We start from the raw sequence: 16,956 nt of genomic DNA, 5'->3' as shown, positions 1-16,956 counted from the left end.
AAGATGAATTTAAGGTTTTTGACTTCTAAAAAAATGTGATTCAAATATAGTAGAATTTCCGACATTATCCACAACCACAATCTTTATTTCGTTTCGTCCTTCTATAACGATGTTATCTGAAAAATCGTGTACAATCTTGTTACTTTTATAATCATAGTCAAACAAAATCCATTTTCCGTTTAAATAACCGTTGTAGGATTTAATTCCTGAAAGGTCATCCGTTATTGTAAATTGAAGATCATTTTGTTTGCTCAACCATTTGCCTTCTTGAAAGTTAACTGATTTAATTTGCGGAGCAACCGAATCTTTTATCAATTGAAACTGCCCCAAATTTCTAGTCCAAATGCTAAAAACATTCTCTTTAATTTTGGTAGAATTATAGGTTATTTTGCTTCCTTTTATTGTTGCTATGAAATATTTTTCTCTCTCTTCTATCGGAATTAAGTCATTTTGAAACGTAATATTCAAATTAGAATGAACAGGAGTGGCATCATCCTGCAAAGTCAGCACATTCTCTTTTACATCAAAATTCAAATAAAAATCTTCATAAAAAGAATTTTCAGGAATGAAAACAGAAATATTGTCTTTCGTAAAATTATAATCGTTGGAAGATTTTACAAAATAATTGGTCTTTTGTTCCTTTTTGGGAATTTTAACAGGTTGATTAGAGTACTGAATTGGAATTGTCACAGTAGTTTTATTTCCATGATAGTCGGAAACTTCCAATTTATAATTGTGCGAAAGATTATTTCCTACTTTAATTATTCCATTATTTTGATTGGAAGAAACCAAACTCAACGGATATTTTTTGGCTAAGAATAATTTTTGCACTCGCTGATTCATTTTTTTGAAACGGCTGTAATCAATATATGCATTGATGTATCGGGTTTCATCATAACTAAAAGTATCAAATGTAATTTCAAATGAAGGTTTTCCGTCTAACATTGAACTAATTTTATACACGCCATTCTTACCATAATTGTTATCCGATTGATCGTGTGTATTCACACCGATACCAATTTCGCCTTTTGCAAGAATTTTTGTAGCCAAATAACTTCCATCTTTTTGTTGAGAAATCGGAATTTGTATTGGAATTTGTGATTGATTTACCAAACCATCTTCACTTAACGGATAAACAACAATTTCATTGATAACCGGAATTCGGGTGTCTTTAACTTTTTTATCTAACCCGAAAAAGAATGGATTTATAATTTTCTCCGTTTTGGTATCTCGATATTCAAAATGCAAATGTGGTCCGCCTGAGCCGCCAGTATTTCCGGACAAAGCAACAATCTCACCTTTTTTTACAACCAAATCTTCGGGTTTAGGAAAAATATCAATTTCAAAATTTTCCAAGGTATAATGTTGCTTTTTCAAATAGGAATCAATTTTTGAAGAAGTCTTCAATAAGTGTCCGTAAACCGAAGTATAACCATTTGGATGCGTAATGTAAATTGCTTTTCCATAACCAAAAGTGGATATCTTGATTCGGGAAACATAACCATCAGCAACAGCAATGACATTTAAACCCTCTTTTTGTTGGGTTCTAAAATCGATTCCGGAATGAAAATGGTTAGAACGCAATTCGCCAAACGTTCCCGAAAGTGAAAGTGGAATATCTAACGGCGGAATAAAATCTTCTTTTGGAAATTGATTTTGAGAAAAAACCGCAATTGGGGCAAATAATAGAATGTAAAGAATGTATTTCATGGCTTTGAATTTTTGCTAATTTAAAAAATGTAATACAAAATTCAAACCAAATTCAAAAAAAATCAATATTTTACTGATTTACTTGACTTTATCTCAAAAATAAAAATGAAAACAAAATTTATTTTTTTTATTTGCGTTAATCGTTTAGGAATACTAACTTTGTAACTCGTGTAATGAATATATGCTCCTATGAGTGAAATGGTAGAAATTGTTGATTCTCTTGAAAATAGGCTCTCCAAACTGATTAGCAAAATGCAAAGTTTAGAGACAACTGTTCAGGAATTAAAGCAAGAATTGAAGAATTCTACCACAACTATACAAAAACAAGCCGCTGATATGGAAGGTTTGCAAAAACAGTATGAAACACTCAAAATAGCCAATTCATTATTAGGCAGTGACGAAAATAAAAGAGATACGAAGCTTAAAATAAATTCATTAATTCGTGAAATTGATTACTGTATTGCACAGTTGTCTGATTAATACAGCATGAACGAAAAGCTTAAAATTAAAATATCAATTGCAGACCGAGTTTATCCGTTAACGGTTGAACCTACGCAAGAAGAAGGACTACGAAGTGCTTCCAAAAAAATTGATATCATGATTAAGCAATTTGAAGAAAATTATGCTGTGCGAGACAAACAAGATGTGTTAGCCATGTGTGCTTTGCAGTTTGCCTCGCAATTAGAGCAAAAACAAATCGAAAAAACGGAAGACAATCAGGAATCGTTAGAAAGACTGAAAAAAATAAATGATTTATTGGCCAATTATCTGGAAAAATAAATACGTTCTTACACATTAATTAAGATACTGCCTACATTAGTTTCTATTTGATAAACTCAACACTAACATTTTAGAATGAGCAAATCTTCATTACTATAGCATGCCCACCTTGTAGTGGGATCCTTGAACAGTGAGTTAGCTCAAAACTTGTCATAACGAGTTTATACAATCACCTAATGTAGGCTTTTTTTATATATAAACCTTACCTAAACAAATGGACAGTACATTACTACTTATTATCGCCGGAATAGTTGGCTTAGCAGCGGGTTTTGCAATAGCAAAAGTCATTGAAAAGAGCAACGTTTCCAACCTTATAAAAAATGCAAAAAAAGAAGCCACTTCCATCCTAAAAGATGCAAAAGTGGAAGCTGAAAACATTAAAAAAGACAAATTACTTCAAGCAAAAGAAAAATTTTTAGAATTAAAATCGGAACACGAAAAAGAAATTTTATCGAAAGACAAAAAAATTGCTGAAGTTGAAAAAAGAGTTCGTGACAAAGAATCGCAAGTTTCAAGCGAATTAGCCAAAGCTAAAAAATCAGCTGATGATTTTGATGCAAAAATTATTGATTACAATAACAGAATCGAAATTCTTGACAAAAAACAAATTGAAGTCGAAAAACTTCACAAAAGTCAAGTTGAGCAATTAGAAGTTATTTCCGGTTTATCTGCCGAAGAAGCCAAAGAACAATTAGTAGAAAGTTTAAAAGCTGAAGCTAAAACGAAAGCTATGGCTCATATTCAAGATACGCTTGAAGAAGCTAAATTAACTGCTCAGCAAGAAGCTAAAAAAGTTATTATCAACACTATTCAACGTGTTGGAACAGAAGAAGCAGTAGAAAATTGTGTTTCTGTTTTCAATATTGAATCGGACGATGTAAAAGGTAGAATCATTGGTCGTGAAGGAAGAAATATCCGTGCGTTAGAAGCTGCGACAGGTGTTGAAATTATTGTAGATGATACTCCTGAAGCGATTATTCTTTCGTGTTTTGACCCGGTTAGAAGAGAAATTGCTCGATTAGCGTTACACAAATTAGTAACCGACGGTCGTATTCACCCTGCCAGAATTGAAGAAGTTGTTGCTAAAACAACCAAACAAATTGATGATGAAATCATTGAAGTTGGAAAGCGAACTGTAATCGATTTAGGAATTCACGGTTTACATCCAGAATTAATTAAAGTAGTTGGTCGAATGAAATACCGTTCTTCTTACGGACAAAATTTACTTCAACACTCGAGAGAAGTGGCCAAGCTTTGTGGAATCATGGCCGCTGAATTAGGCTTAAATGTAAAATTAGCCAAACGTGCCGGACTTTTACACGATATTGGTAAAGTACCTGATACTGAAAGTGAATTGCCACACGCGATTTTAGGTATGCAATGGGCTGAAAAATATGGTGAAAAAGAAGAAGTTTGCAACGCGATTGGTGCTCACCACGATGAAATTGAAATGAAATATTTGATTTCTCCAATTATCCAAGTTTGTGATGCTATTTCTGGTGCAAGACCTGGTGCAAGACGTCAAGTTTTGGATTCATACATTCAACGTTTGAAAGATTTAGAAGCAATTGCTTTTGGATTTAATGGTGTGAAAAGTGCGTATGCTATTCAAGCCGGACGTGAATTACGTGTGATTGTAGAAAGCGAAAAAGTTTCTGATGAACAAGCTGCTAAACTTTCGTTTGAAGTTTCTCAAAAAATTCAAACGGAAATGACCTATCCGGGACAAGTGAAAATTACTGTAATTCGTGAAACAAGAGCGGTGAATATTGCAAAATAAATCAAGTAAAAATAAATTGAAAGAAATAGGGCTAACTACCCTATTTTTTTTACTTTTAAATCGGACAAATTATTTCAAGCATGAGCGGAGAAACTTCTTCTGAAACAAAAACACTATTTAAGCAATGGCTAGAAAAATTACAACAGGAGTCTTGTAGAACAGTAAACGTTCAGTATATCTATGAATAATTGAAAAATGTTAAAAGATGAAACAAAAAATACTAAAAACAACTTTTGTCCTGTTCTTATTATGCATAAAAATACAGGCACAAAATCCTGCGGAATTTGATACTTCATTTGACACGGGAGAAGGATTTTACGGTCTTGTTACTGCAATAGCTGTACAACCTGACGGGAAAATTTTAGTAGGAGGAATGTTTAACAGCTATGACGGACAAACCCAAAATAAATTTATACGCCTGAATGCAGACGGAAGTAAAGACACTTCATTTGATATTGGAACAGGGTTTTACTTTCCACCTATCGGTTCTAGTAATAATTTGGTTCAGATTAGGCAAATTGTTGTGCAACCTGATGGGAAAATTTTAGTAGGAGGAAGATTTAGGAGTTATAATGAACAAACCCGATGGGATATTTTACGCCTGAATGCCGAAGACGGAAGTATAGATACTTCATTTATTGCAATGCAATTTCAATCTTCTAACCAAAATCCTGCTTCAATAGGAATAATTATTTTACAACCTGACGGAAAAATGATTGTTTCAGGTAGCTTTACAACACTTAATGGTCAAAACCAAAGATATATTGTACGCCTGAACGCAGACGGTAGTAAAGACGCATCGTTTAATTTAGAATATCATCCTTCTGAAATTAATTCAATCGCATTAATGCCTGACGGTAAAATTCTCATTTTGGCAAATATAAGCGGACAAGAAAAACTTATTAGATTTAATTCAGACGGAAGTTTGGACACGGATACTCTTTATGAAATTATTGAGACTGAGTTTAATACATGTTTTAAAATTGTTTTGCAACCTGACGGAAAAATTCTTGCAGAGGGAAAATTTAATCCTGATAGTCAATCTTCAGGACGCAAAATTATCCGTTTAAACACAGACGGAAGTAAGGATACTACATTTGACATCGGAGAAACAGGGTTTAGTTTTAACAGCATTTTTGCAGTTACTTTACAACCTGACGGAAAAATTTTGGTTGGAGGAGATTTTGTTGAGCTTAACGGACAACCTGAAAAAAAGCTTGTACGACTCAATTCAGATGGAAGTAAAGATACTTCTTTTGACATTGGAACAGGATTTTTAAGTGCTTATAGCTATATTCAAGCAATAACTTTACAATCAGACGGCAAAATTCTTGTAGGTGGAGAATTTACATCATATAATGGACACTCTTTTAGAAACTTGGTAAGGTTGCTTAATAATGAAGCGTTAAGCATAGTAGATTTTGACAGTACAGAAGTTAAGACACGTCCAAATCCTGTAATCAATGAATTTATGATAAGTGTTGCTTGTTCAAAAGTGGAACTGTTTGATGTTTTGGGCAAAAAAGTATTTGAACAGAATGATGTAAATTCTTCTGTTGATATCAGCCATTTATCAAAAGGACTTTATATCGTAAAAGGCCAAACTGCAAACGGAAATTATACGGTTAAAATTGTAAAGCAATAACATACTCCACGATACGAAATCGAAGATTCAACTAAGTTCATCAACATATAAAACCTTCCGAAGTATTACGACTTTGGAGGGTTTTGTTTTCTATAAAAATTCCTTATACTGACAAAGTGTTTTTTAAAGTAAAATTATGCCGATAAGAATTATCAATATCCTCCCGGTACCTCACGAACCCTTTCGTGTGGTAAATATTAAAAATCAAATAATTTAATTACACCCAACGGGTTAAAAAATAAACTCAAAACATTATTCTAAAACCGTTTTAAGATTTTAAGACGGTTTTCTTTTACTTGGGTTTTTACTGAAAACCAATAGCAGATAACCGACAACAGAAACTACTTCCTCGGATGAAACTTATTTACTATTTGCGTTAAATGCTTTCGGTCTAAATGAACATACACCTCGGTAGTGGTAATTGATTCATGTCCCAACATTAATTGAATGGAACGCAAATCGGCTCCGTTTTCTAAAAGATGTGTTGCAAACGAATGACGAAACGTGTGCGGACTAATCGCTTTGTTTAAATTGATTTTTACAGCTAAGTCTTTAATAATAGTAAAAATCATGGCTCTGGTAAGTTGCTTTCCTCTTCGGTTGAGAAACAATGTATCTTCGTGTCCTTTTTGAATGTTTAAATGTGTGCGAACATGATTTTTATATAACTCTATAAACTTTTGTGTTGTACTTCCAATAGGGACAAAACGTTGTTTATTGCCTTTTCCTGTGATTTTGATAAAACCTTCTTCAAAAAACAAGTCGGAGATTTTGAGGGTGATTAATTCAGAAACACGCAATCCACAGCCGTATAAGGTCTCCAGCATCGCTTTATTGCGTTCTCCTTCGTCTTTTGATAAATCGATAGCCGCAATCAAGGCATCAATGTCTTGAACGGAAAGCGTATCGGGTAATTTTCTGCCAATTTTTGGTGTTTCAATTAATTCCATTGGATTATCAGCACGGTAATCCTCAAAAATTAAATAGGAAAAAAAACTTTTTAAACCGGAAATAATTCGAGCTTGTGATCGTGGATTAACTTCTTTGGAAACCGCATAAATAAATTGCTGAATTTCTTCTTCGCCTATAGTAATTGGATTTTTAAGAATCGCATTTTCATCCAAAAATTGTGTCAAACGAAACAAGTCAAACGAATAGTTATCAATTGTGTTTTTTGATAAACCTCGTTCAATTTTTAAATACGACTGAAAACTTTTGATATACGTTTGCCAATTCATGTTTCAAAGTTCGACAATTTGAGGGAATAAAAAAACCACGCACAAGGCGTGGTTTAAAATTTTATTTCCTAAGAATTAGAATTTGTAGATAAGACCAAAGTTAATTGAACTTAAATCAACATTTAATCCAAAAGTGTTAGTTTTGTCAGCTCCGTCTCCACCGTTATCATCAGTGTTGTAACCTAATCCAGCCCAACCAGCTTCGATAGCCCAGTTGTTAGACAAGAAATAGCTAACACCAGCACCAGCATTAACACCAAATGTTTTAGATTTGTCTTCAACATTTCCAACTTCAGTTTTAGTAGAACCAACACCAACTGCTAATTCACCAAATACTGAAAATTTAGCAGCAGGAGTAAAATAATATCTACCAAATGCTTCTACACCAAATCCACTTGTTTTTGTTTCTGCAACGCCATTATCAACTTTTCCTGAATCAACATCTAATCTTGCACCAAGAGCAATGTTCTCAGAAATAAAGTAACCAATAGCTGGTGAAAAATTCACTCCATTAGTTTTTACATCTCCAGTTTTAGAAGAAGAAAAACCAATACCACCACTTACGAATAAATCTCCTTGAGCAAAACCACCTTCTGATGAAGTAGCTTCTTGTGCATTAGCAAATCCGAAAGCGAATACTGCTGCAACTGTTAAAATAATTTTTTTCATGTTTTACTTGTTTTAAAGTTATGATACAAAATTAGAAACTCTTTTTGTAAGTAATTATTGGACAAATTGCAGTTATTAACAATTTTATCAACATTGGTTTAACAATGTTTGTGAATTCTTAAACAATAAAAATGTTTTAAATTTGTTTTAATAGAAATCAACTAAATAATTAAAACATGAAAAAGCTATTTTTTATTATCGCATTCATGGCTATTGGGATAACCCAATCGAATGCTCAAATGTTGAAATTTGGTGTAAAAGCCGGAGCCAATTTTGCCAGTCTTGAAGGAGATGGTTTAGAAGGTTTAGAAACCTATACAAGTTTTCATTTTGGTGCTTTATTAGAATTGAAACTCTTTGAAAACTTTGCTCTTCAACCGGAGTTATTGTACTCTTCTCAAGGAGCAAAAGTAAGTAATGAAAACGTTAAAGACATCAACTTCAATTATGTTACTGTACCTGTATTAGCCAAATTTTATTTAATTTCAGATAGATTGAGTGTAGAAGCGGGTCCGCAATTTTCCTTTTTAATTGATGATAACGTTGAAGATCAATTTGAAACAGAATCATTTGATTTTGCTGCAGTGGGTGGTTTAGGCTTGAATATCACAGAAAACATTTTTGCCCAAGCACGCTATGTAGTTGGTTTAACCGAAGCTTCAAAAGATGCAGAAGTTAAAAACAGAGTGATTCAGGTTTCTCTTGGTTATCGATTTTAATTTTAAAGGTTATAATGTTTAAGTGGTTAAAAGTTTAAAAGGCTATGCTTATAAATTTTGACACAAACATAAAAAAACAATTTAGCCACGAATTGCACTAATTTGCACAAATTAATTCGTGAAAATTAGTGAAATTCGTGGCTATCTTTTTTCTACTTCCCTACTTTATCAGATACAAATCCGCCTTTGGCACTAGAAACCTCAACGGTTGCTCCGTTTGCATTACCGCTCACAATCCAGCGAACTTTAATGTTGCCCATTCCGCGGATGTTATCTACTTCGATTGATTGCGGACTGTATTTTTGTTCGGTAAATAAATTCAAATCTTCGTTTTGAACGGTCATTCCGGCAACCACTTTTGCTCCTTTTAACGTAATTAAATCCGGTCGCTCAATTTTATTTGCTACATCAATTGATGAATGCGTTGGAATAATTCGTGTATTCATTATAGTTGCAGTAACTGCTGTTAATCCTCCAGAGAGTTTTTCGGTTTTAATGTCTAAAATTTCCAATTTTGGTGTTTGATACGCATGATATAACGTGAAAGCCATGTTTCGATGAGCATCTTCCTGCAACATAAAACCGGGATGATTTCTAATGTAATTCTTTTTAGCTCCACCAATTTCAATTTCACCAAATTGCGGATGATTGAATGGTTTCCATTCCACATAACCATCTCCGAATAATAAGTATTTATCAAATTCGTTAAACTCATCGTTATCCCAACGACTGCCTGCATTTTTTTGATTGAATAATTTATAGGAAGTCATTAACTCATTGCTAAACGTAAAAATGCCTCGTGTTAACGACAGAAAATCAATTTCTCCTCCATAAACAGTGTATAAATCTTTGTGCAACACAAAATAATTATAACCCGGAATCATCTTTTCACCTAATTTACCGATGTTATCATACACTTCAATATCTTGTCTGCTGAACAACGCATCATCTTCGGCAGCACCCGGCCCGCGGAGAAACATCCCACCATAATTATGATAACTTTGTGCTCCGGCTATGTTTGGATGGCTAACAATAAAATCTTTTACAGCTCTGGTTTCAGGCAACGTTCCGGGATAAAAAAGAGCACCTCTTTGCACATAATCGGGTTGCCAATTCCAAGCCCAGTCACGATTTGGATCGTAGGTTCCCAATTGGTCTTCGTTTACTAATCCGTCTCCATCAGCATCAAGTCCTTCGTAACCTAATAATTCATAGTCGCCCATTTCATCGCCACGAACTTGATACATTCTGCTTGGGTATTTTGGATCAATTTTATACCGTCCGGTTTTAGATTTTCTTCTCATCATAACGATATTTCCATCACCATCTAAATCGTTATACTTATCTTCATTCACCAATCCATCGCCATCATTATCAAAAGGACGCATTCCTGAACGAGAAGAATTAGCCGTATTCTCTTTGTGTATAAAATTTTCGCGAGCATCCGGACTAATTGTCAACGCAATATAAAATACCTTTTCCTTTAATAAAGTATTGATAAATTTTACGGTTTGAAAACTTTCTGCCAAATACCAAGCGGTATACATTGAAATTTCAACCCCTTGCAATTCGTTGGCATGAATTCCACCATCAATATAGAAACCCGGTTTATTTTCTGTTTTATCGGTTTTGAAATCGGAAACCGTTAACAACCAAATATCTCTTCCTTCAAAAGATTTTCCGATGGATTCCATTTTTACTAAGTTTGGATAGGCTTTTACCAAATCTTTGCCAAATTGAGTAATTTGAGCATAATCGTGGTACCGATCCCAAGACATTCTCACTTTTGGATTGGCTGGCGAACCAATTGCTCTCATTCCGTTTAAATCTTGGGGAGCAATTTCATTTTTTTGAGCATTTACATTTGCCATCAACAAACATAAAATAGTGGTAAGTATATATCTTTTCATGTTTATTTTATTTCAATTCAACCTTAATTTCTTTGATTCCCGTTGTTGCACAACCGGCAGTAATTGTTGCTGTTCCTGATCCGGAAACCAGCCACGAATATTCTTCCGATTCATCGGGTTGAAGCGTGTTTCGTAAAAAGTATTTTCTTCCTGAAACCATTTTCTGATTGCCATTTAACTTAATTTCTGTTTTCATACGAGAAATAAAACGGATTTTATCACCAATTTCAGCATACGTGGGCAACATTCCTTTGTTAACCACTTTAATGGTGATGCGGAATAAATTGCTATCCAACTTTTCTACCACAGGAATTGACGTTTCAATTTTTGGCATAGCATTCATTAATTCTACCAAAAATAATTTGTGTTTTACTGCTGATTCATCTAAAAATTTAGATGGTGGATTATTCATCACATACGGAACAAATCCGCCAACTTCTGCTTTTCGGTTAGGAAAATCAGGGTGTTTAATGCTTGTCCAATTCACAAATAGATTGTTTAACTGATTTCTTTCTGACCATTTTAAAAATTCAATTTCAGGATTTACTTCTGATTTTTCTCCTTTTTTAGATTTTTCGGTTTTTGCTTCGGTTGAATCTTTTTTCTCTTCAGCTTTGTCTATCCACCAACTAGGCGTTGAAAAACTGAATTTTCCAGCATGATAATAAGCTGTTTGAGCAAAATTACCTTTTGTCATCGGCAATTTTGGTCCGTCTTTGATGGCTGCTTTTTCGGTATACAATTTTGAAACATGCTCAGCTGCTTTCACATCATTTTCCAACCAACTTTTTACAATTCTACTGCTGGCCGATTTGCTGTCGAATTTTGGAGCTTCCGATAAATTATTGTGCATTCCAAATGTTAGCACACCATAAATATGTTGATTGAGATATAAAAAATCGAGTAATGCTCTGGTTTCCGGTTCAGAAGCAACATAAACACCGGAACCTTTTTCAAAAACGGGATGATCAAACGTGAAATTTTTATCGATGTTTACACCTTCCGAAATATCCTCGTTGAATTTACCATCTTTATCATTATCAAATCCTTCGGAAATCAAATTATATTTTCCAACCTGATTTTTTGAAGGATCGGCTTTGACTAAAATTCGTTCATCATCGGGACTTTCGATATAACTTCCTGTTACATCTTCAATTCTAACTTGAGTGATAAAACCGTCGTTATTTAAATCTTCAAAACCATCTTCGCCTATTTTTCCATCACGGTCATCATCAGTTTTGGTTGCATTTCCACTTTTTTCATACTTTAATTTAGTGAAGTACGCCGAAATGGCATCAGGATTTACAGAAGGAACAAAATACAACGTTTTTTCTTCTAACAATTTAGAAAGATTGGCATCGTCAAGCAATTGCTCAATTAGTTTAACGGCAATTTGAGTACCGGCTTGGTGTTTTCCATCAATTCCGGCAGTAATCAAAAGTGCGGGTTTGGCTTTTTCGGATGATGAAAGTGTTAAAAGCCAAATATCTTTTCCGCCACTACTCTTTCCGATTGATTTAACGGAACATGATTTGTTTTTTGATGCTAATTCTTTGAGTTTTTGGGATAAATCTTCGTAGTTGAAGTAATCATTTTGGGCTTGACTGAATCCGAAAATGAATAGGAAGAAAAATAGTATTTTTTTTCTCATGTGATGCTATTTAGTTAGAAGCATAAAAATAGTTGATTCAAATCTACTAAAATGTTAATATTACACTAATGTTTTTAAATATAAGATTTGAAAGTATGATTTTTTTGATATTTTTACTCAAAATCGGTTAACTATGAAAATTATAATAATTAATGGTCCAAACTTAAATCTTTTAGGAAAAAGAGAACCGGACATTTATGGTAATCAATCGTTTGAAGATTTTTTTAAATCGCTTCAAGAGAAATATCCTAATTTGGAATTGTTTTATTACCAAAGCAATATTGAAGGGGAATTAATTGATAAAATTCAAGAAACCGGATTTTCATTTGATGGAATTATTTTAAATGCTGCGGCTTATACACATACTTCTGTTGGAATTGGAGATGCTGTAAAAGCCATTCAAACCCCAGTGATTGAAGTACATATTTCCAACACATTTGCTCGTGAAGAATTTAGACATCATTCGTATATTTCGCCCAATGCTGCCGGAATAATTGTTGGCTTTGGAATGAAAAGTTATGAATTGGCACTTTTATCACTATTAAAATAAAAATTCAATTTCAACTTTATACTACTAACTCGTCTCGTAAAACCAATACATGAAATATAAAATCGTTCTTATACTTAATTTAGTATCATTAATTTCATTCGGTCAAATCAAAGGAAAAATAACTGATGAATCAGGAAATCCTTTGCCTTTTGTAAATATTTACATTGAAAACACCTATATAGGAACAACTTCAAACGAAAATGGCTTTTATGAACTTAGTGTTCAAAATCAGGAAAAAGTAGCTGTTGTTTATCAATATTTAGGGTATAAAACGCAAAAACACATCTTAAACATAAACAAATTTCCCTATACTTTTGATGTTAAATTGATTGAAGAAAATTATAATTTGAACGAAGTTGTTCTGAGTTCAAAAGATAATCCGGCCAACGCCATCATTCGAAATGCGATTGCTAATAAGAAAAAAAACTCAATGAAAACAGCTCGATTTACAGCTGATTTTTATTCACGGGGAATTTTCAGATTGAAGAATGCTCCTAAGAAAATTTTAGGTCAAGAATTAGGTGATTTTGATGGTGCATTAGATTCTACCGGAACCGGAATTTTATATTTATCGGAAACTGTTTCAAAAATCATCTTTGAAAAACCTGATAATTTGAATGAAAAAATTATCGCTTCTAAAATTAGTGGTAGAGACAATGGTTTTAGCTATAACACGGCCAGAGCAACGATGTATGATTTTTATGACAATACGATTGAAGTAAATATCAGCATGGTTTCTCCGCTTTCTGAAAATGCTTTTAGCTATTACAAATATACTTTGGATGGTGTTTTTTATGATGAACGAAACAACTTAATCAATAAAATAAAAGTAACTCCGAGACGAGATGCAGAGCCTGTTTTTGAAGGTTATATTTATATTTTAGAAGACAGTTGGGCGATTTACGGTATTGATTTAGACATTAAAGGCTATCGAATGAAGCAAGAATTTTTAGATGTGATGAAGTTGAAACAGAATTTCAGTTTTAATGACAATAATCAACTTTGGGCAAAAAATTCGCAAAGTTTAGAATTTGAAGCCGGTGCTTTCGGAATCAAATTTACAGGAAAGTTTACGCATGTTTACAGCAATTATGACTTTAAAGATTCTTTTGACAACAAAACTTTTTCAAGAGAAATTTTGAGTTTTGAAGACAATGCCAATAAAAAAGATGATGCGTATTGGAGCCAAATGCGACCCGTTCCGTTAACCGAAGAAGAAAGTGATGATTACATCAGAAAAGACAGTATTCAGTTGGTTCGAAAATCTAAACCCTATTTAGATTCGATTGATCGTTTGAATAATAAATTTAAAATTCAGAAAATTATCACTGGTTATTCTTATCAAAATTCAGAAAAAAATTGGCGTTTAAATTATGCGGGATTGTTTAAACTTCCTTTATACAATACGGTTCAAGGTTGGAATTTATCTACCACATTGTCGTATACCAAACGAAGCGAAGACGATCGAAAATACACCACTTTTGGAACAAAATTTAATTACGGTTTTGCCGAAGAACGTTTTCGTGCAACAGGTTATTTTATGTCACGACTTAATGCCAAAACAAATAGTTTTTTGAGTATTAAAGGTGGTAGCGAAGTCACACAATTTAATCAAAACGAACCCATAGGCAAGCTTGCAAACACGGTAGTTTCTTTATTTTTAAAAGAAAACCACATGAAAGTGTATGAAAAAAACTTTGCAAGTGTTACCTATAGTCAAGAAGTTATAAATGGACTTCACATGCAGGGTTCATTGGAATATGCAGAAAGAAGTCCGCTTTTTAATAACACCGATTATGTGATTATTAAAAATAAAATTGACTTTATGTCGAATAATCCGTTAGATGAAGATGATTATTTAAATCCTGGTTTTGAACGAAATAATTTAGTGAAAGCAAATGTAAATGCTCGTATCAATTTTGGACAAAAATACTTTTCCAGACCTGATGGAAAATTCATCATTCCGAATGAAAAGTACCCTACCTTATATTTAGGCTATGAAAAAGGTTTTGCCGCAAGTGAATCAAAATATAATTATGACCTTGTTGCTGCCCGAGTATTTTATGAACAAACACTTGGAAATAAAGGAAAATTTGCCCTTAATTTAAAAGGTGGGAAATTCTTTAATGCAGATGAAATATCATTTGTTGACTACAAGCATTTCAATGGAAATCAAATTATCATCAGTCCAAATAATCGGTATTTAGATATGTTTAATTTACTTCCATACTATTCTCACAGCACAAATGATAGTTACACGGAAATGCACATTGAGCATAATTTTGATGGTTTTATTATGAATAAAATTCCATTGCTCAACAAACTGAAATCTAGCATGATTATAGGTTATCATCAATTAGCAACACCGGATAAAAAGCCTTATCAAGAATTTAGTATTGGTTTAGATAAATTAGGTTTTGGAAAATTTAAATTGCTACGATTAGATTATATTCGATCATACAACGGAACTACTTTGTTAAATGATGGAATTATGATTGGTTTAGAATTATTGAAGGTTTTAGATTAATTGATAACTTTTACATTCTTTCGTTATATCTATCTATGTAAATAATCTGATCGGGTTTGGGTGTGAATCTTGAGCTTATGTTATTATTAAACAAAAACCCAACAATCGCTTGTTGGGTTTTTAACTTTAAAACAATATAAATTAATGTCCACCGGACACTTTTTTATCAAAATCAATGCCTTGGTTTCTTAAGATTCCGCTCACTTTCCATGCATAAAAAGCTAAATAAACAAAACATGCTACTCCAACAATATAACTAAATTGAATATCAGTTTTGTCGGCAACAACTCCTTGCAACCAGCTCACGATTCCTCCACCCATAATCATCATAATTAAGAAATTACTTCCTTGATTAGTATTTTTTCCTAATCCACTAATCGCTAATGTAAAAATACATGGCCACAACGTACTACAGAATAAACCAACGCTGGTAAAAGCGTATACACTTAGCATTCCTGTTGTAGACATTCCAACAAGTAAGGCTGTAATTCCTAACGTAGAGAAAATCAATAACATTCGAGCAGGATTTCCTTTACTTGCAATATCGGCAGCAATTAAAACAACAATTACTAATGCATATACGTAAAAAGGAGTCAAATCACTTTTCGCAATGGCATTTACAACCAAGAAAACACCAAAAGCGATATAAGGAGCTAAGAATTTCAATATTTTTTGTGTGCTTGCGGTAACGCTAAATGCTTCAACAGCACCAGTCCATCGACCAATCATTAACGATGCCCAATAAAGAGAAACATAAGGAGCAATATCTTTTGTAGCAAAACCAAGTTTGCTTTCCATGAAATCAGGTAAATTACTAGCCGTTGAAACTTCTACGCCAACATAAACAAAAATGGCTATCATACCCAAAATTAATTGTGGATATTGTAAAGCCGATTTTTTGGATGGACGAGTTACATCTTCAATTTCAATTACTTCTTCTACTCTATCTGGAATAGATGAAAATTTAAGTAAAACAGCCACTAAAATAAACGCAGCCCCTAAAATTAAATAGGGAATTTTAACACTTTCAATACTCACATCTGTATTAGCTGAAGCTGCCGAACCAAAAATGGCAAAACTCACAATTAGTGGTCCAATCGTTGTCCCGAAGTTATTGATTCCTCCTGCCATCGTTAAACGTTGTGAACCTGTAGAAATTGGCCCTAACGAAATTGCTAATGGATTAGCAACTGTTTGTTGTAATGAAAACCCAAGCCCTACAATAAATAAACCCGAAAGCATTAATGGAAATGAACCATTATTTGCAGCCGGATAAAACAATAATGTTCCTAGAGCAGAAATGGTTAATCCTAAAGCCAAAGCGTTTTTATAACCAATTCGGTTAATAATATCTCGTTTGGTTAAATAGGAAATTCCCATGTAGATTAATGATCCAACGGTATAAGCAACATAAAAAGCCACTGAGACCAATTGGCTTTGTCCTTGCGTTAAATCAAATGCTTTTTTGAAAACGGGAATTAAGATGTCGTTACTTGCCGCCACGAATCCCCAAAAGAAGAATACGGTTACTAACGGAATGAATTGTCCCCACTTGGTTTGTTGTTCTTGACTCATTATTTGTTTAGTTAAAAGGTTAGTTATGAGGTTATTTTAAAATTTCTATTTATATAAATCATAAAAAAAACACCCATTTGATAAAAGACTGATAATTTTTATATGAAATAATCCTTAAATATACATTTATGTCAAAATCTATTTATCAATGAGACAAAATAGTTATCAACGAAAACGTTTTCATAATCGCATTTTTATAAAA

General features: G+C 33.1%; 13 protein-coding genes. 7 read left to right on the top strand and 6 right to left on the bottom strand.

Going from position 1 to position 16,956, the window contains the following annotated elements; translation table 11 throughout:
* Positions 1-9: 9 nt before the first annotated feature.
* On the bottom strand, positions 10-1,710 hold the full coding sequence (locus tag M0M57_RS12185; protein ID WP_248433303.1) for a M23 family metallopeptidase: 1,701 nt from the start codon (positions 1,708-1,710) through the stop codon (positions 10-12).
* Positions 1,711-1,899: 189 nt separating this feature from the next.
* On the opposite strand from M0M57_RS12185, the gene M0M57_RS12180 reads away from it, so the two are divergent.
* From M0M57_RS12180 to M0M57_RS12160, 4 genes are all read left to right on the top strand, one after another.
* Positions 1,900-2,190 carry a hypothetical protein gene (locus M0M57_RS12180; protein WP_248433302.1) on the top strand — a complete coding sequence of 97 codons (291 nt, stop codon included), beginning with the start codon at positions 1,900-1,902 and terminating at the stop codon, positions 2,188-2,190.
* 6 nt (positions 2,191-2,196) lie between these two features.
* Entirely contained in the window at positions 2,197-2,490 is a 294-nt protein-coding gene (locus tag M0M57_RS12175) for a cell division protein ZapA (RefSeq protein WP_248433301.1), read from the top strand.
* Between the two features lie 214 nt (positions 2,491-2,704).
* Positions 2,705-4,270, top strand: coding sequence for a ribonuclease Y (rny, locus tag M0M57_RS12165; RefSeq protein WP_248433300.1), 1,566 nt, complete (start codon positions 2,705-2,707; stop codon positions 4,268-4,270).
* A gap of 205 nt (positions 4,271-4,475) precedes the next feature.
* Positions 4,476-5,915, top strand: a complete 1,440-nt coding sequence (locus M0M57_RS12160) for a T9SS type A sorting domain-containing protein (RefSeq protein ID WP_248433299.1) — start codon at positions 4,476-4,478, stop codon at positions 5,913-5,915.
* A 341-nt stretch (positions 5,916-6,256) separates the two neighbouring features.
* Here M0M57_RS12160 and xerD read toward each other — a convergent pair whose 3' ends face one another.
* Together xerD and M0M57_RS12150 are read right to left on the bottom strand one after the other, a co-directional pair.
* Complete coding sequence (gene xerD / locus M0M57_RS12155; RefSeq protein ID WP_248433298.1) at positions 6,257-7,153, bottom strand: site-specific tyrosine recombinase XerD; 897 nt, start codon at positions 7,151-7,153, stop codon at positions 6,257-6,259.
* Between the two features lie 75 nt (positions 7,154-7,228).
* Complete coding sequence (locus M0M57_RS12150; protein ID WP_248433297.1) at positions 7,229-7,822, bottom strand: outer membrane protein; 594 nt, start codon at positions 7,820-7,822, stop codon at positions 7,229-7,231.
* Positions 7,823-7,998: 176 nt separating this feature from the next.
* Here M0M57_RS12150 and M0M57_RS12145 point away from each other — a divergent pair, with 176 nt between their 5' ends.
* Positions 7,999-8,541 carry a porin family protein gene (locus M0M57_RS12145; protein ID WP_248433296.1) on the top strand — a complete coding sequence of 181 codons (543 nt, stop codon included), beginning with the start codon at positions 7,999-8,001 and terminating at the stop codon, positions 8,539-8,541.
* Between the two features lie 152 nt (positions 8,542-8,693).
* Here the strand turns inward: M0M57_RS12145 and M0M57_RS12140 are convergent, their stop codons facing one another.
* Positions 8,694-10,451 carry a M14 family metallopeptidase gene (locus M0M57_RS12140; protein WP_248433295.1) on the bottom strand — a complete coding sequence of 586 codons (1,758 nt, stop codon included), beginning with the start codon at positions 10,449-10,451 and terminating at the stop codon, positions 8,694-8,696.
* A 7-nt stretch (positions 10,452-10,458) separates the two neighbouring features.
* Positions 10,459-12,102, bottom strand: coding sequence for a M14 family metallopeptidase (locus M0M57_RS12135; RefSeq protein WP_248433294.1), 1,644 nt, complete (start codon positions 12,100-12,102; stop codon positions 10,459-10,461).
* 133 nt (positions 12,103-12,235) lie between these two features.
* Between M0M57_RS12135 and aroQ the strand changes: the two genes are divergently transcribed.
* Both aroQ and M0M57_RS12125 read left to right on the top strand, forming a co-directional pair.
* The gene (aroQ, locus tag M0M57_RS12130; RefSeq protein ID WP_248433293.1) at positions 12,236-12,652 is read left to right on the top strand and encodes a type II 3-dehydroquinate dehydratase; all 417 of its coding nucleotides are present in this window, start codon (positions 12,236-12,238) and stop codon (positions 12,650-12,652) included.
* A 49-nt stretch (positions 12,653-12,701) separates the two neighbouring features.
* A complete protein-coding gene (locus M0M57_RS12125; protein WP_248433292.1) occupies positions 12,702-15,179 on the top strand; it encodes a DUF5686 and carboxypeptidase regulatory-like domain-containing protein in 2,478 nt (825 codons plus the stop codon).
* A 141-nt stretch (positions 15,180-15,320) separates the two neighbouring features.
* On the opposite strand, the gene M0M57_RS12120 is transcribed toward M0M57_RS12125, so the two are convergent.
* Positions 15,321-16,754, bottom strand: a complete 1,434-nt coding sequence (locus M0M57_RS12120; RefSeq protein WP_248433291.1) for an MFS transporter — start codon at positions 16,752-16,754, stop codon at positions 15,321-15,323.
* Positions 16,755-16,956 lie beyond the last annotated feature (202 nt).

This window comes from Flavobacterium azooxidireducens (assembly GCF_023195775.1).
Taxonomy (GTDB): Bacteria; Bacteroidota; Bacteroidia; order Flavobacteriales; family Flavobacteriaceae; genus Flavobacterium; species Flavobacterium azooxidireducens.
This window is presented reverse-complemented; position numbering and strand designations above follow the sequence as displayed.